Origin of the sequence: Paracoccus zeaxanthinifaciens ATCC 21588 (assembly GCF_000420145.1) — a bacterium.
In the GTDB taxonomy this organism is placed as follows: domain Bacteria; phylum Pseudomonadota; class Alphaproteobacteria; order Rhodobacterales; family Rhodobacteraceae; genus Paracoccus; species Paracoccus zeaxanthinifaciens.
Map to the genome: position 1 here is coordinate 80,963 of NZ_ATUJ01000008.1, position 18,832 is coordinate 99,794.

An 18,832-nucleotide genomic window follows, 5' to 3' on the forward strand; every position below is an offset into this window, starting at 1 on the left:
ACATGATCAAGGGTTTGGGCGGACTTGGCGACATGGCCAAGATGATGAAGACCGCCAAGGAAATGCAGGAACGCATGACCCAGATGCAGGAGGAGATGGCCAACATCACCGTGACCGGCGAATCCGGTGCGGGGCTGGTCAAGGCCACCTGCTCGGCCAAGGGAGAGCTGAAGTCGCTGGACATCGACCCCTCGATCTTCGTGCCCTCGGAAAAGGAGGTGGTCGAGGACCTGATCCTGGCCGCCGTCAAGGAGGCGCAGCGCCTGGCCGAGGACAAGATGCAGTCGGAAATGTCGCGCATGGCCGAAAGCCTCGGGCTGCCGGCGGGCATGAAGCCCCCGTTCTGATCTGCGGATGAAAGGCGGTGGCGACGATATCCAGGCGCTGATCACGCTGATGGCACGTCTGCCGGGGCTTGGCCCCCGGTCGGCGCGCCGCATCGTGCTGTCGCTGATCCGCAGGCGGGACACGCAGATGGTCCAGCTGGCGCAGCTTCTGGACCGCGTCGCCGTCAATTCCCGCGAATGCCTGTCCTGCGGCAATGTCACCGACCGCGACATCTGCCCCATCTGCGCCGATCCCGCCCGCGCCACGGGCGAGATCTGCGTGGTCGAGGACGTGGCCGACCTATGGGCGCTGGAACGCGGGCGCGCCTTTCGCGGCCGCTATCACGTTCTTGGCGGCACGCTGTCGGCCCTGGACGAGATCGGCCCCGAGGATCTGGGCATCCCGCGCCTGATATCGCGCATCCACGAGGATGGCGTGACCGAGGTGATCCTCGCGCTGAACGCGACCGTGGACGGGCAGACGACCGCCCATTACATCGCCGACGCGCTGGAGGGGTCGGAGGTCGCCGTGACCGGGCTTGCCCAGGGCGTGCCCATCGGGGGCGAGCTGGACTACCTGGACGACGGGACGATCAGCGCGGCATTGCGCGCACGCAGGCGCCTGTGACGAAGAAGGGCCGCCCCACCGGGCGGCCCCTTTCATTCGCGGATCAGGCGTCCAGCTTCTCGACCCTCGGGGTCTCCTTCGAGATCTCGATGCGGCGCGGCTTCAGCGCCTCGGGGATCTCGCGGACCAGATCGACATGCAGCATGCCGTCGACATGGCTTGCGCCCTGCACGCGCACATGGTCCGCCAGCGTGAACTTGCGCTCGAAGGCGCGGGTCGCGATGCCGCGATGCAGGAAGGTGCGGGCCTCGTCCTCTTCGGCCTTGCGGGCCGAGACGATGACGGCGCCGTCGCGCATCTCGACGTTCAGGTCGTCGGCTGCGAATCCTGCCACGGCGATCGAGATGCGATAGGCGTTCTCGCCCGTCTTCTCGATGTTGTAGGGGGGATAGGTGGGGGCGGACACGTCGGCGCTGAGCGCGCGGTCCATCACGTCGGCCAGCCGGTCGAAACCGATCGAGGCACGGTAGAGCGGCGTGAGATCGAAATTGCTACGCATTGTGGTCACATCCTTGTTCAAGCGATGATCGTGATGCTTCCCGTCTTCGGGCAAGCGGTCGTGCCGACGCCGTCATGGCCGCCGGTTCAATTGATCTAGGATCGCCGCGCGGCGCTTCAAGACCCGTTTCGGGGTCTTTCGCAGGATCGAAACCCGACCTAGTGTCGCGTGATGGACGCCCTTGATCTGATCAGCCACATCCGTCTCAGCCCGCTGGAAATCGCGGCGCTGATCCTGCTTTTCACGACATGGCTGGGGATCGGGCATTTCACCGAACGCCCGCCACAGGGCATCCCGTCGGTGTCGGTCCTGATGAAGCGTTACCGCCGTGAATGGATGCGCCATTTCATCACGCGCCAGCCGCGCATCTTCGACGGCAACATCCTGTCCAGCCTGCGCGAGGGGACGGCCTTCTTCGCATCGGCCTGCATGATCGCGACGGGCGGCCTTCTGGCGCTGATCGGCAATGCCGAGCGTCTGCGCGGCATCGCCGCCGAGCTGGAGCTGAGCCCCACAGCCGAGACCGGATGGGAGCTGCGGCTGCTGATCACCATGTTCTTCGTGGTGAACGCCTTCCTGAAATTCGTCTGGGCGCACCGCCTGTTCGGATATTGCGCCGTCATGATGGCCGCCGTCCCGAACGAACCCGAGGACCCGACCGCCATGCCCCGCGCGATGCAGGCGGCCGACCTGAACATCACCGCCGCGCGCAGCTTCAACGCGGGGCTGCGCAGCGTCTATTTCGCGCTTGGATCGCTCGGCTGGCTCGCGGGGCCCTGGGCATTGATGCTGGGCACCGCGATGGTCCTGTTCGTCACCTGGAGGCGAGAGTTCAACTCGACCTCGAGGGCGGTCATCCTGCGTTCGCTGCCGCCGCCCGACCTGCCCGATCTCGCACGGTGGCCAGACCCAGCACGACCGCCCCGGCAGCGGTAAGCGCGATCCCGACCAGGCCGGTCGACCGCCAGCCCCAGCCCGCGGCCAGCGCCATCCCCGCAAGGAACGGCCCAAGCGCGTTCGCCGCGTTGAAGGCCGCGTGGTTCATCGCGGCAGCCATGTTCTGCGCGTCGCCCGCGACCTCCATCAGGCGGGTCTGCAGCGGGATCACCAGCCCCGCGCCAAGCGCCAGCAGGAACGAGGACAGCACCATCAGCGCCCAGTCGCCCACCACCGCCGACGCGAAGGCCTGCGTCAGCGCCATCGAGGCCAGCGCGATGAAGGATGCGCGGGTCGTGCCCATCGCCTCGGTCACGCGCCCCGAGATCCAGGTCCCGAGCGTGCCGCCCACGCCGAACACCGCCAGCGCCAGCGGGATCGCATAGCCCGGCGGGTTCGCATTCGCCAGCATCGAGGCCGTCAGGAAGGCATAGACCGCGAACAGCCCGCCGAAGCCGATGGCGCCCACGGCCAGCGTCCACAGCACGCGCGGGTTCTTCAGCGCCTGCAATTCGTCCCAGGGGCGCGCATCGGGATTGCCGCCGACGCGCGGCGCGACCTTCAGGATCGCCCAGGCCGAGATCAGCGCGATCACCCCCGGCATCCCGAAGCCGAAGCGCCAGCCGATCACCTGCCCGAACCAGCCCGCCAGCGGCACGCCGAAGATGTTGGCGACGGTCAGGCCCATGATGACCTGCGCCGCCCCCCGCGCCCGCTGCCCCACCGGCAGCGCATCCGCGGCATAGAGCATGGCGACCCCCAGGAACCCGCCATGCGGCAGCCCCGCAAGGAAGCGCGCGCCGGCCAGCAGCGCAAAGCCCGGCACCATCGCGGCCAGCAGGTTCATCACGCCATAGAAGGCCATAAGCGCCGCAAGGAAACGGCGGCGCGGCAGCCTGGCCCCCATCATCGCCGTGATCGGCGCACCGATCACCACGCCGATGGCATAGGCGCTGATGACATGGCCCGCCTGCGGTTCCGTCAGGCCCAGATCGGCCTGGAAATAGGGCAGCAGCCCCATCGCGGCGAATTCGGAGGTGCCGATGGCGAAGGCGCCAAGGGCCAGCGCCAGGATGGCGGCGCGGAAATCTGTGCTCTGTGTCATGTCACTGGCTCTTGTGGCGGGCTGATACCTGCGAGTCAGTACATCGCGCCGCGTTTTTCAAGTCGTCTGGCGGTAAAGCAGCATTGCATTGCATGCAATGCCGATCAGAGGGTCCCTCGCCCGACCATCACCCAGATGATGGCCGCGCCAAGAAGCAGAAGCCCGAACACCACCGTCGCCGTCAGGCTGATCGCCCGGCCCTGGAATCGCGCGATCTCGCCCAGGGGCTGCAGATGCGCCAGCAGCGCGGCATGGGCGCGGCCCAGATCGGCCAGGGGCAGCTGGCGTGCGATGCGGGGGCTGCGGGCCAGGATGTCGGCCTCGGCCAGGCGTTTGGCCTTGCGGCGCAGGCGGTCGGGCAAGGCGCCGCCCCGGCGCCGGACCATGGTGGACAGATCGAAGCGTTCGCCGCGCCGGGCACCGCCAAAGCGCGATGCCATCAGTTGCGCGATCTCGTCCGCCATGGCGGGGATGTCCTCGAAGCTGTCGGGCTTGCGTGTCATGGCGGCAGACTAGACGGGATGGCGGGCGGGCGCCAGACGCTCTAACACTGGGGCATGAAGCTGAATCACACCACCATCGGTCCGCAGGACGGGCTGCCCGTCCTTCTGGTCCACGGCCTTTACGGCCAGGGCCGCAACCTGGGCGCGCAGGCCCGCAGGCTGGCCGAGACGCGGCCCGTCACCACCGTCGATCTGCGCAATCACGGCGACAGTCCGCACGACCCGGATGCAAGCTATGCCGCGCTGGCGGGCGATCTGGCCGCGATGATCGACGATCTGGGCGGCAAGGTCGATCTGGTCGGGCATTCGATGGGCGGCAAGGCTTCGATGCTGCTGGCGCTGACCCACCCGAAGATGGTGCGCAGGCTGGCGGTGATGGACATCGCGCCCATCGCCTATGGCCACGACCAGACCCGCTATGTCGACGCGATGGAGCGGATGGAGATCGCGCATCTGACCCGCCGCGCCGAGGCCGACCGCGCGATGACGGAACTGGTCCCGGAACGCGGCGTGCGGGCCTTCCTGCTGCAGAACCTGGACCTGAAGGCCGATCCCGTCCGGTGGCGGCTGAACCTGAAGGCGCTGCGCGACCACATGCCCCAGATCGTCGGCTGGCCCGAGGATGCGCCCAGGGGCACGTTCGACGGCAAGGTGCTGGAGATCAAGGGAGAGCTGTCGACCTATGTCACCGACGACGGCGAGGCCGCGCTGCGGGCGCATTTCCCGCAGGCGCGAACCGTGACGATCAAGGGCGCAAGCCACTGGCTGCATGCCGACGCCCCGGACGCGGTGGCCGAGACGTTGGCGGTCTTTCTGGGGGACGGACGGGACGCCTGATCAGCGCCCCTCCTCGGCCTCCTGTTCGGACAGGCGCTCGGCCAGCGATTCGGCGCGGGCGGCCAGTTCGGCCATGGATTCCTTCAGCTCGGACGGGATCACCGGGACCTCGACCTTGGGCGGGTTCTGCTGCAGGCGGGTGACCATGCGCTCAGCCTTCTCGGCGCGGTCCTCCATCCCGGCAAAGCGGTCGGCCAGCATCAGGCCCGCCAGCAGCAGCAGCCGCGGTTCGGGGACGCGACCGGCCTGCGACAGGATCTGCTGCGCCTCGGCGTCCAGAAGCTGGGCGGCGCGTTGCAGCAGGCGTTCCTCGCCATCGGCGGCGCCGATGCGGTATTCCTTGTGCCCGATCGTGAAATCAACCTCGGCCATGGATCAGCCCTCCTGCCTTGCGGTCGTGTCTTCGGGCAGCCCTGCCCCGTCGCCCGCGACCTCTTGCGGATCGGCGGCGGGGGTGGCGTCATCGGCCAGCAGGCGCTCCAGCTCGGCCATGATCTCGCTCATCTGGGCCATCTCGGCGGCGCGGGCGGCGCGCAGGGCCGACACCTCGGCCTCGAGCGCCTCGCGCATCTCGTCATCGCCGATGCCGCCGGTGGCGTGGGCATCGATCAGGTTGCGGTTCGCGACCGCCAGGTCCTCGTTCGCGGCGGACAGGCGGGCGGCATTCTCGGACGCGGTATCGAGACGCGCGCGCAGATCGGCCAGCTCACCCTCGTGGTCGTGATCGGGGGCGGCTGTGGGGGCCGCGTCCAGCCGTGCCTGCAGTTCGGCATTGCGCGCCAGTGCCGCGTCCAGTTCCGGCCGCAGGTCGCCAGCCGTCGCCGCAGGCCGCATCGAGCGGGCCTCGAGAAGCTGGTCGATCTTGTCGAGTGCTGCGCCGAGCCGGCGTTCGCTGGCTGAAATCTCGCTCATCAGCGTCGGTCCCCTGGTATCTTTCTCCGAATGTTGTGGCATCGAAGGCGGGACAACACAAGAACGGGCGGGAAATCCCGCCCGTTCCAAGGTTCATGCGGCCGTCTCAGGCAAGTTCCCGCCGTTCGGCCATCAGCCCTTTGACGATGGCGAAGCAGGCGCCCAGCAGGACGACCGTGAAGGGCAGGCCCGTGGACACGGCCATCGCCTGCAGCGCGATCAGACCGCCGCCGACCAGCAGGGCGATCGCGATCAGCCCCTCGACCAGGCACCAGAAGATGCGCTGCGGAACCGGCGCGTTGACCTTGCCGCCCGCCGCGATCGTGTCGATCACCAGCGAACCGGAATCCGACGAGGTGACGAAGAACACGATGACCAGCACGATGCCGATGAAGCTGGTGATCGAGGACAGCGGCAGCTGCGACAGCATCTCGAACAGCTTCAGTTCCAGCGCCGCGTCGGTGATGCCGGCAAAGCCGCCAAGCGTCATGTCGATGGCGGTGCCGCCCAGTGCCGTCATCCACAGCACCGAGATGACCGAGGGAACGATCAGCACGGCGATCAGGAATTCGCGCACTGAACGCCCGCGCGACACGCGCGCGATGAACATGCCGACGAAGGGCGACCAGCTGATCCACCATGCCCAGTAGAAGGCGGTCCAGCCGTGGCGGAAGTTGTCGTCCGTGCGGCCGAACGGGTTCGACAGCGGGATCAGCTCGGCGGCGTAATTGCCCAGGTTCGCGAAGAAGCCGCTGAAGATCGCCAGCGTCGGGCCGACCAGGATGACGAAGACCAGAAGCAGGATCGCCAGGATCATGTTCAGTTCCGACAGGCGCTTCACGCCCTTCTCAACGCCCAGCACGACCGACATGGTCGCGACCAGCGTGATCGCCAGGATCAGTACGACCTTGGTGGTCATCCCGGCGGGGATGCCGAACAGGTCCGCCAGACCCGCCGTCGCCTGTTCCGCGCCAAGACCGAGCGAGGTTGCAAGACCGAAGATCGTCGCCAGAACGGCCAGCACGTCGATGATGTGGCCGGGCCAGCCCCAGATCTTCTCGCCGAAGATCGGGTAGAAGACCGAGCGCAGCGTCAGCGGCAGGCCCTTGTTGTAGGCGAACAGGCCAAGCGCCAGCGCGACGATGGCATAGACGGCCCACGGGTGCAGGCCCCAGTGGAAGATGGTCGCGGCCATCCCCAGGCGCATTGCGCCGGCCTCGTCGCCGGGCGCGCCGTCAAGCGGTGCCCAGTCGGTGCGCACGCCATCCTCGAGGACGGGACCGCCAAGCGCCGCCTGGAAATGGCCCAGGGGCTCGGACACGCCATAGAACATCAGGCCGATGCCCATGCCCGCAGCAAACAGCATCGCGAACCAGCCCGACAGGCTGAAATCCGGCGTGGCATCGGGACCGCCAAGGCGGACCGAGCCGAGCGGCGACACGATCAGCGCCAGGCACATGATGACGAAGAGGTTGCCGGCCAGCATGAAGAACCAGTCGAGATTCGAGGTCAGCGTGCCGCGCAGGCTGCTGAACATCGGCTCGGCCTGTTCGTTGAACACGATGGTCAGCACCGTGAACAGCACGACCGCCACGGCCGAGATGCCGAAGACGGGGTTGTGGATGTCGAAGGGGATCGGCGCGCGACCCTCGATGTTGTCCTGCCCGATCTCGTAGTCCGTCTCGATGATCTCGGTCGGACCTTCGGGTTCGGGCAACGCCTCGACCCCGGATTCGTCCGCGGTGACCTCGGCGGGTTCGGGCTTCGGCTCGGGCTTGGTGCTGCGCGGGGGCACGCGGCCGGACAGCGCGTCCTGTTCGCGCGCGATGTCGCGGGGGGCCTTGGGCTTGCCCGGCCCCTTGGGTGGATTGGTGGGCGTCTGTGACATCTGTCCCTTTCAGATAGATCTAGATCGGGTTGCAGGTCCGTTGACGATTAAGACGACAGACCCTTGGCGGAAACCCGCCTCGGAGCGCGGGCGTATTCTCACATTTAAGTCAAGAAGGCCACCAATCGCCGGAAAGTTCCCGATTTCATGGAACCTTCGGTCCCGCTTGACTTCCATCCGGGCCCGGATACAGCATCCACGCGTTTTGCCCGGAGCGAGGTCGAATGGGAAAGCAGTCCAGAAGTTTCGTCGTCATCGGCCTCGGGTCGTTCGGCAGCGTCGTGGCCTCGGAACTGGCGCGTTTCGGCAACCAGGTCCTGGGCGTGGACAAGGATCCGCGCCGCGTCGCCGCCCTGGCCGAGACCCTGCCCCAGAGCGTCATCCTGGACGCCACCGACGAGGGCGCGCTGCGCGAGGCGGGGGTCGACCGCTATGACGTGGGGCTGGTGTCCATCGGCAATGATCTGGAAAGCAACGTCATCGCCGCGATGAACCTGCGCGTCATCGGCGTGGGCACCGTCTGGGCCAAGGCCGAAAGCCGGACCCATCACCGCATCCTGTCCAAGATCGGCGCGGATCGCGTCGTCCTGCCGGGGCTGGAGATGGGCCGCCACACCGCGCAGATGCTGAACAACCCGGCGGTGCAGGATTACGTCAGCCTGGGGAACGGCTTCTCGGTGGTGAACCTGCTGATCCCCCCGCGCCTGGCAGGGCGTCACCTGAAGGACCTGCATATCGGCAACGGGATCGAGGTGCTGGGCCTGATGCGCGGGACCGAGTTCTGCAACCTGCGGCTGGACGACAGGCCGCTTCAGGCCAACGACCGGCTGCTGCTTCTGGGCAAGCGGACGGACCTGACCCGGTTCGGCGACCAGCTGTGACCATGCGCTGGCTGTCGCGGTGGCTGTCGCGCACGCCGCCGCCCGCGGTGCTTGCGGCGGGATACCTGGCACTGATCGTGCTGGGCGGGCTGGCGCTGATGCTGCCGCCGATGGCGCGGGTGCCGATCACGCTGATGGACGCGCTGTTCACCTCGACCTCGGCGGTGACGGTGACGGGGCTGGCGGTGATCGACACCGAAACCGTGCTGACCTTCTGGGGGCAGCTGGTAGTGACGGTGCTGATCCAGCTGGGCGGGCTGGGCCTGATGACCTTTGCGGTCATGGTCTGGTCCGCGCTTGGCCTGCCCATCGGCATCACCCACGGCGCCTATCTGCGCGAGGACCTGAACCAGACCTCGTACAGCAAGCTGACATCGCTGGTCTGGACCATCCTGCGCGTCGTCCTGATGGCCGAGATCGCGGGCGCGATGCTGCTATGCCTGTCCTTCATGCCCCATCACGGCCTGGCCGAGGGGCTGTGGCACGCGATCTTCCATTCGGTCTCGGCGTTCAACAACGCGGGCTTCTCGACCTTCTCGGCGGGGCTGACGGGTTATGCGCTGGACCCGGTGGTCAACGTGGTGATCCCCGGTCTCTTCATCCTGGGCGGCATCGGATACGTGGTGGTGGGCGACATTGCGAACCGCCGCTTCTGGCGGGGGTGGAGCCTGCACACCCGCCTGATGGTCGTGGGCACGGCCGTGCTGATCGTGCTGGGCGTCGGGCTGACCGCGATCCTGGAATGGAACAACCCCGCCACGCTGGCGCAATACGACAGCGCGACGGCGCGGCTGACCATCGCGTGGTTCCAGGGGGTCACGCCCCGCACGGCGGGCTTCAACTCGACCGATATCGGGGGGCTGCACGATTCGACGTCGCTTCTGTACATGGCGCTGATGATCATCGGCGGCGGGCCGACCTCGACCGCGGGCGGACTGAAGGTCACGACCGTGGTGGTGATGGTGCTGGCCACGATGGCCTTCCTGCGCCGCCGGACCGAGATCTGGGCCTTCGGGCGGTCCATCCCGCTTGGCGACGTGCTCAAGGCGATGGCGCTGATCTCGATCGCGTCGATGGTGATCTTCACCGCGATGTTCGTGCTGATCATCAGCCATGACGGCGAATTCGTCGATATCGCCTTCGAGGTCGCATCAGCCTTCGGCACAACGGGCCTGTCGCGCGGATACACGGCCGAACTGACGGATTTCGGGCGCGCGGTCATCATGGTGGTGATGTTCCTCGGGCGGGTCGGGCCGCTGACACTGGGGTTCTTCCTTGCGACGCGGATGGTGCCGCGTGTGCGCTACCCGGCAGGTCAGGTGCATCTTGGCTGACGGCCCCGCGCGGCCTATAAGGCCCGAGAAATCAGGAAGGACACCCCATGCGTCAGGCGACGATCACCCGCACCACTGCCGAGACGAAGATCGAGGTCACGCTGAACCTCGACGGCACCGGCGTCTATGACAACAAGACCGGCGTGGGCTTCTTCGATCACATGCTGGACCAGCTGGCACGCCATTCGCTGATCGACATGACCATCCGCGCGACGGGCGACCTGCATATCGACGACCACCACACGGTCGAGGATACCGGCATCGCCATCGGCCAGGCGCTGGTCGCGGCGCTCGGCGACAAGACCGGCATCCGCCGCTATGGCCGGTTCCACCTTGCGATGGACGACGCGCAGGTCGCCTCGGCGCTGGACCTGTCGGGCCGGGCCTTCCTGGTCTGGAACGTCGATTTCCCGACCGAGAAGATCGGCAGCTTCGACACCGAACTGGTGCGCGAATTTTTCCAGGCGCTGTCCACGCATGGCGGCATCACGCTGCATGTGGACCGAATCCACGGAATCAACAGCCACCACATCGCCGAGGCCGCCTTCAAGTCCGTCGCCCGCGCCCTGCGCGAGGCGGTCGAGCCCGATCCCCGCATGGCGGGCGTCCTGCCTTCGACCAAGGGGGCGCTGTGATGCGCGTCGCACTGGTCGATTACGACAGCGGGAACCTGCATTCGGCGGAAAAGGCGTTCCAGAAGATGGGTCGCGACATCGGCGCCGAGGTGATCGTCACCTCGGACCCCGATACCGCGCTGAAGGCCGACCGGATCGTGCTGCCGGGCGACGGGGCATTCCCCGCGTGCCGCGCCGCCTTGGGCGAGGTCGATGGCATGGCCGAGGCCCTGCGCGAGGCGGTGCTGGTGCAGGGCAAGCCCTTCATGGGCATCTGCGTCGGCATGCAGATGCTGGCCTCGACCGGGCACGAATATCGCCAGACCCCCGGCCTCGACTGGATTGGAGGAGAGGTCGTGGCCATTGACGCGCCGGGCCTCAAGGTGCCGCATATGGGCTGGAACGACCTGATGGTCGATCACCCGCACCCGGTGCTGGACGGCATCCGCACGGGCGATCACGCCTATTTCGTGCACAGCTGGCATTTCCGCGTGACCGATCCGGCGCATCTGCTGGCCCATGCCGAATATGGCGGGCCGGTGACCGCGGTGGTGGGGCGCGACAACATCGTGGGCACGCAGTTCCACCCCGAGAAGTCTCAGGATATCGGGCTGCGCCTGATCGCCAATTTCCTGCGCTGGAACCCCTGAGGCGCCCGCGGGGGCTGGACGCGGCCCCCGCATTCCGGTTTGTTGGCGCCTTCGATTCAGCAAGGATGACGACATGGACGATCTGGAACGCCGCATCGCGCAGGCCCGGGGTGACATGCAGGCCGAGCTGGTCCTGCGGGGCGGGCGCGTTCTGGACCTGGTGACGGGCGACCTGCTGGAAGGCGATGTCGCGATCTGCGGCGACCGGATCGCGGGGATCGCCGCCGATTACAACGGCGCGCAGGTGATCGACGTGTCGGGCATGGTGCTGGTCCCCGGCTTCATCGACACGCATCTGCATGTCGAAAGCAGCCTGGTCACGCCCTTCGAATTCGACCGCTGCGTGACCCCGCGCGGCGTCACCACCGCCATCTGCGACCCGCACGAGATCGCGAATGTCATCGGCCTCGACGGCATCCGATATTTCCAGCAGGCGTCCGAACACCTGCTGATGGACCTGCGCGTGCAGCTGTCCAGCTGCGTCCCCTCGACCGAGATGGAGACCGCCGGCGCGCGGATCGAGGCCGATGATCTGGCGCAGGTGATGAACCACCCCTCGGGGATCGGGCTGGCCGAGTTCATGAACTATCCCGGCGTGATCCATCGCGATCCGGCGGCGATGGCCAAGCTGCGCCTGTTCGCGGGCGGCCATGTCGACGGGCATTGCCCGCAGCTGCGGGGCCGCGACCTGAACGCCTATGTCGCCGCCGGCATCCGCACCGAACACGAGGCCACCACCGCCAAGGAGGCGCGCGAGAAGCTGCAGAAGGGCATGCGCGTGCTGATCCGCGAAGGCTCGGTCAGCAAGGACCTGGAGGCGCTGGCGCCCCTGCTGAGCGAACGCACCAGCCCCTACATGTGCCTGTGCACCGACGACCGGAACCCGCTGGACATCGACGAGCACGGGCATCTGGATTACATGATCCGCCGCCTGATCGCGCGGGGCGTGCCCCCGCTTGCGGTCTATCGCGCGGCCAGCCTGTCGGCGGCCGAGGCATTCGGCCTGAAGGATCGCGGCCTGATCGCGCCGGGGCTGCGCGCCGACATCGTGGCCATGCCCGATCTGGACGACTGCCGCGCGTCGCTGGTGATCGCGGGCGGGCGCGTGGTGGATGACGCGGCGCTTGGCGCGCGCGGTCATGTCGCTGCGCCGGGCCGCGGGTCGGTCAAGGCGCCCGTGATTGCCCCGAACGATTTCCGCTGCAGCGGCAATGCCGAGGAGACGCCGGTGATCGGCATCCTCGAAGGCAAGATCATCACCGAGCACCTGACCCACCGCATCGCGCCGGTCGATGGCGACAAGCGCCCCGATGCCGGCCGCGACCTGGTCCGCATCGCCGTGGTCGAGCGTCACGGCAGGAACGGCAACATCGCCACGGGCTTCGTGCAGGGCTTCGGTCTGCGGCACGGGGCCATCGCATCGACCGTGTGCCACGACCATCACAACATCGCCGTGGTGGGCATGGATTACGACGACATGGCGCTGGCCGCGAACCGCCTGTCGGAAATCGAGGGCGGCTTCGTCGTCGTCCGCGACGGGCGCGTGCTGGCCGAGCTGCCCCTGCCCATCGCGGGCCTCATGAGCCTCGATCCGTTCGAGGATGTGCGCGACCGCCTGGTCGATCTGCGCGCCGCGGCCCGCACCCTTGGCACCACGCTGGAGGAACCCTTCCTTCAGCTGGCCTTCCTGGCCCTGCCGGTCATCCCGGCGCTGAAGATCACCGACCGCGGCATGGTCGACGTGAACCGGTTCGAGATCATCGGTTAACCGCGGACGCGCGCGACCTCGGCGATGGCCCGCTCGACGGCCTGGTCGATGGTCAGCGCGCTGGTGTCCAGCATCACGGCATCCGGGGCGGGACGCAGGGGTGCCGCGGCGCGTTCGCTGTCGCGGCGGTCACGCTCCTGCAGCTCGATCAGCATCTGCGCGGGGTCGGCGCCCAGCTCGGCCGCGCGGCGGGCGGCCCGCACCTCGTCCGAGGCGATGACATACAGCTTTACCCGCGCGTCCGGGCAGATGACCGAGCCGATATCGCGCCCGTCCAGCACCGCGCCCGGTTCCTCCAGCGCGAAGCGGCGCTGGAAATCGACAAGCGCCGCGCGCACCTCGGGGATGACGGCGACCCGGCTGGCGGCCTGCCCCGCCTGCGCCGTGCGCAGATCGGGCCGGTCCAGATCCTGCGGCACCAAGGCGCGCGCAGCCGCGATCGGATCGCCCCCCATCGCCCCGATCGCACGATAGAGCAGCCCCGTATCCAGGTGCCGGAACCCGAAATGCGCCGAAATCGCGCGCGAGATCGTCCCCTTACCCGAGGCTGCAGGTCCGTCGATCGCGATCGTGAAGGGCATCCGTCCATCCTTTTTCCGTCGCGCACTGATTGCCACAGCCCCCGCCTGCAGGTCCAGCGCGAAGCGCCGTGCGCTGTTGCAACAGGGCGGCGTCAGGTTTGCACAATTCCTCAATTCACTTGAGTTTCAGGCCGATGGAATGCTTACTGGTCTTGTTATTTGTTTGTCGTTTCCAGGTCATTATGCTTACAGAATTCATCCACGGCATTGTTTCGGCTGCGTCAATTAATGACGCAAATGCTTGTTTCATCAAGGCAAGCAACCATTACGGGTATCGCCTTGTCCAATATCGCGCAAGCTTCGCGACCGACATCCCGCTCCCGAGCCTGAGAGAGGCGCCGCTGCTTCTGGGCAACCTGCCGCGATCGCTGAACATGGAGCTGACGGCGCAGGACCTGATCGACCGGACCATCCGGACGACCGGCGTGATCTCGGCGGCGGCCATCTCGCAGGAGCTGGGCAACCCCGCCATGTTCGAACGCCTCATCGGCGAGGGGCTGGGGCTGGTGCAGGCCATCAGCCTCTACGGGACGGTGCTGAACAGCTGCGGGGTCGTGCTTCTCTGGGCGGGCAGGCATGCCTCCGAGGGGCACCTGACCGAGCTGTGGCACCAGTCCGGCCACGCGATGGAGCTGCTGGCCAACGTCCTGCACATGCGCATCGCCACCCTGTCGCGCAGCACGGCCGGTCGCGACCTGACGCCGCGCCAGCGCGAGGTGCTGCTGTGGCGGTCCCTGGGCAAGACCGTGTCCGAGATCGCCGTCATCCTGGGCATCACCGTCGCCACGGTCGAAAAGCACCTGCGCCTTGCGCGCGAGAACCTGGGGGTCGAGACCACGCCGCAGGCCGTGCTGAAGGCCCATGTGACGCAGCAATTGTTCGCCCATGGCGACAGCGTGGCCAAGCAACCGCTGCTGCAGGGCAACGGTAAGGATTTCCGCCAATTGGGGTGACTGCCCTTTTCAGGCAGCATGCGCCTGTTCCGTGAGTGGTGACACGCAAGTGTCAGGAACAGGCGATGCCGGTCATGTTGCCTTTGGCTGGCATCGCCACCGGAGCATCCATCGAATTCCGCGACACCCGAAACGCAGAATGCCGGCCCCGAAGGACCGGCATTCCCGTGTTCCGGATGGAACCCGAAGGGATCAGGCGCTGCCCAGGGTCTTGGCGACCTCGGCTGCGAAATCCTCTTCCAGCTTCTCGATGCCTTCGCCGACTTCGACGCGGGCATAGGCCTTGATCGTCGCGCCCGCTTCCTTCGCGGCTTCCGCCACGGTCAGGTCGGGGTTGATGACGAACTTCTGGCCGGTCAGCGTGACCTCTTCGAAGAACTTCTTCATGCGGCCTTCGATCATCTTCTCGATGACGGCTTCGGGCTTGCCCGATGCGCGCGCCTGCTCGGTCAGGACGTCCTTCTCGCGCTGCACCAGGGCGGCGTCGAGGTCGGTCTCGTCCAGCGAGGCGGGCGAGGTCGCAGCGACGTGCATCGCGATCTGGCGGCCGATTTCCTCGTTGCCGCCTTCCAGGCCGACCAGCACGCCAATCTTGCCCATGCCTTCGGCAGCAGCGTTGTGAACATAGTTCACGACGATCGGCGCCTCGACGGTGACCATGCGGCGCAGCGTCATGTTCTCGCCGATCTTGGCGATCGCGTCGGTCAGGATTTCCGAAACCGGCTTGCCGTCGATCTTCTCGTTCTTCAGCGCCTCGACATCGTCCACGTTCAGCGCGGCTTCCGCGATCTTGCGGACCATGTTCTGGAACTCTTCGTTCTTGCCGACGAAGTCGGTTTCCGAGTTCACTTCGACGGCAACGCCACGGCCTTCGCGCACGGCGACGGCGACCAGGCCCTCGGCGGCGACGCGGCCCGACTTCTTGGCGGCCTTGGCCAGACCCTTGGTGCGCAGCCAGTCGATGGCGGCTTCCATGTCGCCGTCATTCTCGGTCAGCGCCTTCTTGGCGTCCATCATGCCTGCGCCGGTGGTCTCGCGCAGCTCTTTCACCATAGCAGCGGTGATAGCCATGTCCGTCTCCTTGTGTTCAAGCGTTCAGGCGGGGGATATCCCCGCCTGACGACAATTCGATGAAATCGCGTGTCCGCGGGCCGATCAGGCCTGGGCTTCTTCCTCGACGGCCAGCTCTTCGGGAGCTTCTGCCAGCGAGCCCAGATCGACGCCTGCGGCGCCCATCTGTGCCGACATGCCGTCCAGGGCAGCGCGGCTGACCAGGTCGCAATACAGCGAGATCGCGCGGGCCGCGTCATCGTTGCCCGGGATGATGTAGTCCACGCCATCCGGCGAGCAGTTGGTGTCGACGACGGCGACGACCGGGATGCCCAGCTTCTTGGCTTCGGCGATCGCCAGGTCTTCCTTGTTCACGTCGATGACGAACAGCAGGTCCGGCAGGCCGCCCATGTCGCGGATGCCGCCGAGGCTTGCGGTCAGTTTTTCCTGATCGCGCTCGAGCTGCAGACGCTCTTTCTTGGTCAGACCGTCGGCGCCGCCGGCCAGGGTCTCGTCGATGGCCTTCAGGCGGTTGATCGACTGGCTGACGGTCTTCCAGTTGGTCAGCGTGCCGCCCAGCCAACGGTGGTTCATGTAGAACTGCGCCGATTTCTCGGCGGCTTCGGCGATCGACTTCTGCGCCTGGCGCTTGGTGCCGACGAACAGGACGCGGCCACCCTTGGCGACGGTGTCACGGATGACGTTCAGCGCGGCGTCCAGCATGGGGACGGTCTGCGTCAGGTCGACGATGTGGATGCCGTTGCGGTCGCCATAGATGAACTCGGCCATCCGCGGGTTCCAGCGCTGCGTCTGGTGACCATAGTGAACGCCAGCTTCGAGCAGCTGACGCATGGAGAATTCGGGAAGCGCCATATCTTGGTTCCTTTCCGGTTTGCGCCTTGGCAGGGGGTCTCAGGGCGGATGCCCCAACCGGTGGACCGCTTGCGGATTTCTCCCGCAATGGCCCTCCCCTGCCTGTGAAGTGTGTGCGCGTTACAGTCGAAACCGCGCGGATGCAAGCGCGAATCGCGCAAAGCCCGTGCATGGCGGCGCTTTCGCTTGCATCAAGCGCCCCCCCGGTCCAGTTTCGGCGCCATCATAGCAGATCCGAGGTGTATCATGACCCCCGAACAGCAATCCCAGAAGACGCGCGCGCTGTGCCAGCTGGCCCCGGTCGTCCCGGTGATCGTCATCAAGGACGCGGCCAAGGCAGCCGATCTGGCGCGTTCGCTGGTCGCGGGCGGGCTGCCCGTGCTGGAAGTCACGCTGCGTTCGGATGCCGCGCTGGATTCGATCCGCGCGATGTCGCAGGTCGCGGGCGGTCATGTCGGTGCAGGCACCGTGTTGACGCCCGACGACGCCAAGCGCGCGAAGGATGCGGGGGCCAGCTTTGCGGTCTCGCCCGGTCTGACGGACCGGCTGATCGACGCCTGCGCCGATCTCGAGCTGCCGCTGCTGCCCGGTGCCGTCACCGCGTCCGAGATCATGCGCGCCGCCGATGCGGGCTTCGACATGCTCAAGTTCTTCCCGGCCGAGGCCGTGGGCGGCGCCCCTGCCTTGAAATCGCTGGCGGGTCCGCTGCCGAAGGTCAGCTTCTGCCCGACGGGCGGCGTCTCGCCCGACAACGCGACGGATTACCTGTCGCTGCCGAACGTCGTCTGCGTGGGCGGCAGCTGGATCGTGACCGAAAACGACATGAACCACGGTAACTGGTCCGCGATCGAGGGCCGCGCACGCACCGCCGCGGCCCTGCGCCGCGACTAAAGCAGGCTCTTCTGTTCGGGCGGTGCCTTGCGCCGCCCGGGCTTCGACGGGGCGGTTGCGGGGCGCGCCTCGACGCTGCCATCGTGGAACTCGATCCGGAACTGCGGCGTCTTCGCGGCCTGCGCGGCCTCGGTCAGCACCCCTTCCGGGCCGTGAACCACCGCAAAGCCCCGCTTCAGCGTTTCCTTGTATCCGAGCGTCTGGCGCATCCGGTCCAGCCGGGCCAGCGCGTCCTTGCGCCCGGCCATGTCGCGCCGCTGCGCGACCGCAAGCCGGTCGGCGAGTTGCCCCAGCTTCTGCCGCTGGTCCTGCGCCGCGCGCCGCGTGGTTCCCGCGATCCGGCGCAGCGATGCCTCCAACCGCTCGGCCAGTTGCGCCACGCGGTCGCGCGGGCGTTCCAGCCTGCGCTGACGGGCGATGTCCAGCCGTCCGGCGGCGCGTTCCAGGCCGTGCCGCTTGGCCGCCGCGTATTGGCGCAGCGTGGCCGCAGGGATCGGCCGCGAGGCCAGCTGCTGCCGCCGCATCCGAACAAGCTGGCGCAGCGCCGGTTCCAGCCGCGCGCCCTGCAGGTCCAGCCGCTGCCGCGCCCCGTCCGTCAGGGCGGCGGGCCGGCCCATGGCGCGGGACAGGTCGCGCAGCCGTTGACGCGGGCGCTGGATCATCTGCGTGCCGGACCGCGCCATGCGCGCACCCGCATCGGCCAGTCGGGCCGACAGCTCGGCGCGCACGGGGACCGCGATCTCGGCGGCTGCGGTGGGGGTCGGGGCGCGTCGGTCCGATGCGAAATCGATCAGCGTGGTGTCGGTCTCGTGCCCCACGGCGGAGATCAGCGGGATGCGGCTCTCGGCGGCGGCGCGCACGACGATCTCTTCGTTGAAGCCCCACAGGTCCTCGAGGCTGCCGCCCCCGCGTGCGACGATCAGCAGGTCGGGCCGCGCGATCGGCCCACCATCTGGCAGCGCGTTGAAGCCTCGGATCGCGGCGGCCACCTGGCCCGCGCAGGCCTCGCCCTGGACGGCGACGGGCCAGATCACGACATGCGTCGGAAAGCGGTCGCGCAGGCGGTGCAGGATGTCGCGGATCACCGCCCCCGAGGGCGAGGTCACCACCCCGATCACGCGCGGCAGGCTGGGCAAGGGCCGCTTGCGATCCTGGTCGAACAGCCCCTCGGCGGCCAGCGCCTTGCGGCGTTTCTCCAGCATGGCCATCAGCGCGCCGGCGCCTGCGGGCTCGATCTGGTCCACGATCATCTGGTATTTCGACTGGCCGGGGAAGGTCGTCAGGCGACCGGTGGCGATCACCTCCATCCCCTCCTCGGGGCGGTGGGCCAGCCGCGCGGCCTGCCCCTTCCACGTCACGGCGGCCAGCACCGCGCGATCGTCCTTGAGGTCGAAATACAGGTGCCCCGACCCCGGACGCGACACGCGCCCGATCTCGGCCCGGACGCGGACGCGGCCGAACTGGTCCTCGATGCTGCGCTTCACCGCGCCGGACAGTTCCGACACGGTGAATTCATGGGCGTTGCTGCCCGGCTTGTCGTCGTCGTCCTCGAAAAGATCCATGCGCCTTGTTCCCTGCTTGGGGGCAGACTAGAACGCCCGCA

At 67.6% G+C, this 18,832-nt stretch carries 21 protein-coding genes; 11 read left to right on the forward strand and 10 right to left on the reverse strand.

The window, feature by feature from the left end; all coding sequences use genetic code 11:
- The first annotated feature begins 2 nt into the window (after positions 1-2).
- Positions 3-347 carry a YbaB/EbfC family nucleoid-associated protein gene (locus tag F804_RS0109500; protein ID WP_022707517.1) on the forward strand — a complete coding sequence of 115 codons (345 nt, stop codon included), beginning with the start codon at positions 3-5 and terminating at the stop codon, positions 345-347.
- A gap of 7 nt (positions 348-354) precedes the next feature.
- Positions 355-954 (forward strand): recombination mediator RecR, encoded by a 600-nt coding sequence (recR, locus tag F804_RS0109505; protein WP_022707518.1) that lies wholly within the window; start codon positions 355-357, stop codon positions 952-954.
- Between the two features lie 43 nt (positions 955-997).
- On the opposite strand, the gene F804_RS0109510 is transcribed toward recR, so the two are convergent.
- Entirely contained in the window at positions 998-1,453 is a 456-nt protein-coding gene (locus tag F804_RS0109510) for an Hsp20 family protein (protein WP_022707519.1), read from the reverse strand.
- Between the two features lie 171 nt (positions 1,454-1,624).
- On the opposite strand from F804_RS0109510, the gene F804_RS16135 reads away from it, so the two are divergent.
- A complete protein-coding gene (locus F804_RS16135) occupies positions 1,625-2,389 on the forward strand; it encodes a DUF599 domain-containing protein (protein ID WP_022707520.1) in 765 nt (254 codons plus the stop codon).
- On the opposite strand, the gene F804_RS0109520 is transcribed toward F804_RS16135, so the two are convergent.
- Complete coding sequence (locus F804_RS0109520) at positions 2,307-3,494, reverse strand: MFS transporter (RefSeq protein WP_022707521.1); 1,188 nt, start codon at positions 3,492-3,494, stop codon at positions 2,307-2,309. The genes F804_RS16135 and F804_RS0109520 overlap by 83 nt on opposite strands.
- 104 nt (positions 3,495-3,598) lie before the next feature.
- Positions 3,599-3,997, reverse strand: coding sequence for a hypothetical protein (locus tag F804_RS0109525; protein ID WP_022707522.1), 399 nt, complete (start codon positions 3,995-3,997; stop codon positions 3,599-3,601).
- Positions 3,998-4,051: 54 nt separating this feature from the next.
- Between F804_RS0109525 and F804_RS0109530 the strand changes: the two genes are divergently transcribed.
- On the forward strand, positions 4,052-4,834 hold the full coding sequence (locus F804_RS0109530) for an alpha/beta fold hydrolase (protein ID WP_022707523.1): 783 nt from the start codon (positions 4,052-4,054) through the stop codon (positions 4,832-4,834).
- Here F804_RS0109530 and zapA read toward each other — a convergent pair whose 3' ends face one another.
- The 3 genes from zapA to F804_RS16145 all read right to left on the reverse strand — a co-directional run bounded on the left by zapA (position 4,835) and on the right by F804_RS16145 (position 7,634).
- On the reverse strand, positions 4,835-5,206 hold the full coding sequence (gene zapA, locus F804_RS0109535) for a cell division protein ZapA (protein ID WP_022707524.1): 372 nt from the start codon (positions 5,204-5,206) through the stop codon (positions 4,835-4,837).
- A 3-nt stretch (positions 5,207-5,209) separates the two neighbouring features.
- Positions 5,210-5,746: a peptide chain release factor 1 gene (locus F804_RS16140; protein ID WP_022707525.1), complete on the reverse strand. Its 537-nt coding sequence runs from the start codon at positions 5,744-5,746 to the stop codon at positions 5,210-5,212.
- A 106-nt stretch (positions 5,747-5,852) separates the two neighbouring features.
- Positions 5,853-7,634 (reverse strand): BCCT family transporter, encoded by a 1,782-nt coding sequence (locus tag F804_RS16145; RefSeq protein WP_022707526.1) that lies wholly within the window; start codon positions 7,632-7,634, stop codon positions 5,853-5,855.
- A 224-nt stretch (positions 7,635-7,858) separates the two neighbouring features.
- On the opposite strand from F804_RS16145, the gene F804_RS0109550 reads away from it, so the two are divergent.
- The 5 genes from F804_RS0109550 to ade all read left to right on the forward strand — a co-directional run bounded on the left by F804_RS0109550 (position 7,859) and on the right by ade (position 12,881).
- The gene (locus tag F804_RS0109550; RefSeq protein WP_022707527.1) at positions 7,859-8,515 is read left to right on the forward strand and encodes a potassium channel family protein; all 657 of its coding nucleotides are present in this window, start codon (positions 7,859-7,861) and stop codon (positions 8,513-8,515) included.
- Positions 8,516-8,517: 2 nt separating this feature from the next.
- Entirely contained in the window at positions 8,518-9,849 is a 1,332-nt protein-coding gene (locus F804_RS0109555; protein ID WP_022707528.1) for a TrkH family potassium uptake protein, read from the forward strand.
- A 47-nt stretch (positions 9,850-9,896) separates the two neighbouring features.
- A complete protein-coding gene (gene hisB / locus F804_RS0109560) occupies positions 9,897-10,484 on the forward strand; it encodes an imidazoleglycerol-phosphate dehydratase HisB (protein ID WP_022707529.1) in 588 nt (195 codons plus the stop codon).
- On the forward strand, positions 10,484-11,113 hold the full coding sequence (gene hisH, locus F804_RS0109565; RefSeq protein ID WP_022707530.1) for an imidazole glycerol phosphate synthase subunit HisH: 630 nt from the start codon (positions 10,484-10,486) through the stop codon (positions 11,111-11,113). Before hisB ends, hisH begins: the two co-directional genes overlap by 1 nt.
- 73 nt (positions 11,114-11,186) lie before the next feature.
- Positions 11,187-12,881: an adenine deaminase gene (gene ade / locus F804_RS0109570; protein ID WP_022707531.1), complete on the forward strand. Its 1,695-nt coding sequence runs from the start codon at positions 11,187-11,189 to the stop codon at positions 12,879-12,881.
- Here the strand turns inward: ade and F804_RS0109575 are convergent.
- Positions 12,878-13,462, reverse strand: coding sequence for a (d)CMP kinase (locus tag F804_RS0109575; RefSeq protein WP_022707532.1), 585 nt, complete (start codon positions 13,460-13,462; stop codon positions 12,878-12,880). The genes ade and F804_RS0109575 overlap by 4 nt on opposite strands.
- Before the next feature lie 182 nt (positions 13,463-13,644).
- Here F804_RS0109575 and F804_RS16945 point away from each other — a divergent pair, with 182 nt between their 5' ends.
- A complete protein-coding gene (locus F804_RS16945) occupies positions 13,645-14,415 on the forward strand; it encodes a helix-turn-helix transcriptional regulator (RefSeq protein WP_156845227.1) in 771 nt (256 codons plus the stop codon).
- A gap of 192 nt (positions 14,416-14,607) precedes the next feature.
- Here F804_RS16945 and tsf read toward each other — a convergent pair whose 3' ends face one another.
- Positions 14,608-15,486, reverse strand: a complete 879-nt coding sequence (tsf, locus tag F804_RS0109585; protein ID WP_022707534.1) for a translation elongation factor Ts — start codon at positions 15,484-15,486, stop codon at positions 14,608-14,610.
- A gap of 84 nt (positions 15,487-15,570) precedes the next feature.
- On the reverse strand, positions 15,571-16,338 hold the full coding sequence (gene rpsB / locus F804_RS0109590; RefSeq protein WP_022707535.1) for a 30S ribosomal protein S2: 768 nt from the start codon (positions 16,336-16,338) through the stop codon (positions 15,571-15,573).
- Positions 16,339-16,584: 246 nt separating this feature from the next.
- On the opposite strand from rpsB, the gene eda reads away from it, so the two are divergent.
- Entirely contained in the window at positions 16,585-17,229 is a 645-nt protein-coding gene (gene eda / locus F804_RS0109595) for a bifunctional 4-hydroxy-2-oxoglutarate aldolase/2-dehydro-3-deoxy-phosphogluconate aldolase (protein ID WP_022707536.1), read from the forward strand.
- On the opposite strand, the gene xseA is transcribed toward eda, so the two are convergent.
- Entirely contained in the window at positions 17,226-18,791 is a 1,566-nt protein-coding gene (gene xseA / locus F804_RS0109600; RefSeq protein WP_022707537.1) for an exodeoxyribonuclease VII large subunit, read from the reverse strand. The genes eda and xseA overlap by 4 nt on opposite strands.
- Between the last annotated feature and the right edge of the window lie 41 nt (positions 18,792-18,832).

What these genes read in the sequence shown, in the direction of transcription:
- F804_RS16135 (WP_022707520.1), top strand. Translation starts at nt 1,625, where the DNA reads ATGGACGCCCTTGATCTGATCAGCCACATCCGTCTCAGCCCGCTGGAA.
- F804_RS16945 (WP_156845227.1), top strand. Translation starts at nt 13,645, where the DNA reads ATGCTTACAGAATTCATCCACGGCATTGTTTCGGCTGCGTCAATTAAT.
- hisB (WP_022707529.1), top strand. Translation starts at nt 9,897, where the DNA reads ATGCGTCAGGCGACGATCACCCGCACCACTGCCGAGACGAAGATCGAG.
- F804_RS16140 (WP_022707525.1), bottom strand. Translation starts at nt 5,746, where the DNA reads ATGAGCGAGATTTCAGCCAGCGAACGCCGGCTCGGCGCAGCACTCGAC.
- tsf (WP_022707534.1), bottom strand. Translation starts at nt 15,486, where the DNA reads ATGGCTATCACCGCTGCTATGGTGAAAGAGCTGCGCGAGACCACCGGC.
- F804_RS0109555 (WP_022707528.1), top strand. Translation starts at nt 8,518, where the DNA reads ATGCGCTGGCTGTCGCGGTGGCTGTCGCGCACGCCGCCGCCCGCGGTG.
- eda (WP_022707536.1), top strand. Translation starts at nt 16,585, where the DNA reads ATGACCCCCGAACAGCAATCCCAGAAGACGCGCGCGCTGTGCCAGCTG.
- F804_RS0109575 (WP_022707532.1), bottom strand. Translation starts at nt 13,462, where the DNA reads ATGCCCTTCACGATCGCGATCGACGGACCTGCAGCCTCGGGTAAGGGG.
- F804_RS0109500 (WP_022707517.1), top strand. Translation starts at nt 3, where the DNA reads ATGATCAAGGGTTTGGGCGGACTTGGCGACATGGCCAAGATGATGAAG.
- F804_RS0109530 (WP_022707523.1), top strand. Translation starts at nt 4,052, where the DNA reads ATGAAGCTGAATCACACCACCATCGGTCCGCAGGACGGGCTGCCCGTC.
- recR (WP_022707518.1), top strand. Translation starts at nt 355, where the DNA reads ATGAAAGGCGGTGGCGACGATATCCAGGCGCTGATCACGCTGATGGCA.
- hisH (WP_022707530.1), top strand. Translation starts at nt 10,484, where the DNA reads ATGCGCGTCGCACTGGTCGATTACGACAGCGGGAACCTGCATTCGGCG.
- F804_RS0109510 (WP_022707519.1), bottom strand. Translation starts at nt 1,453, where the DNA reads ATGCGTAGCAATTTCGATCTCACGCCGCTCTACCGTGCCTCGATCGGT.
- F804_RS0109525 (WP_022707522.1), bottom strand. Translation starts at nt 3,997, where the DNA reads ATGACACGCAAGCCCGACAGCTTCGAGGACATCCCCGCCATGGCGGAC.
- rpsB (WP_022707535.1), bottom strand. Translation starts at nt 16,338, where the DNA reads ATGGCGCTTCCCGAATTCTCCATGCGTCAGCTGCTCGAAGCTGGCGTT.
- zapA (WP_022707524.1), bottom strand. Translation starts at nt 5,206, where the DNA reads ATGGCCGAGGTTGATTTCACGATCGGGCACAAGGAATACCGCATCGGC.
- ade (WP_022707531.1), top strand. Translation starts at nt 11,187, where the DNA reads ATGGACGATCTGGAACGCCGCATCGCGCAGGCCCGGGGTGACATGCAG.
- F804_RS16145 (WP_022707526.1), bottom strand. Translation starts at nt 7,634, where the DNA reads ATGTCACAGACGCCCACCAATCCACCCAAGGGGCCGGGCAAGCCCAAG.
- F804_RS0109520 (WP_022707521.1), bottom strand. Translation starts at nt 3,494, where the DNA reads ATGACACAGAGCACAGATTTCCGCGCCGCCATCCTGGCGCTGGCCCTT.
- F804_RS0109550 (WP_022707527.1), top strand. Translation starts at nt 7,859, where the DNA reads ATGGGAAAGCAGTCCAGAAGTTTCGTCGTCATCGGCCTCGGGTCGTTC.
- xseA (WP_022707537.1), bottom strand. Translation starts at nt 18,791, where the DNA reads ATGGATCTTTTCGAGGACGACGACGACAAGCCGGGCAGCAACGCCCAT.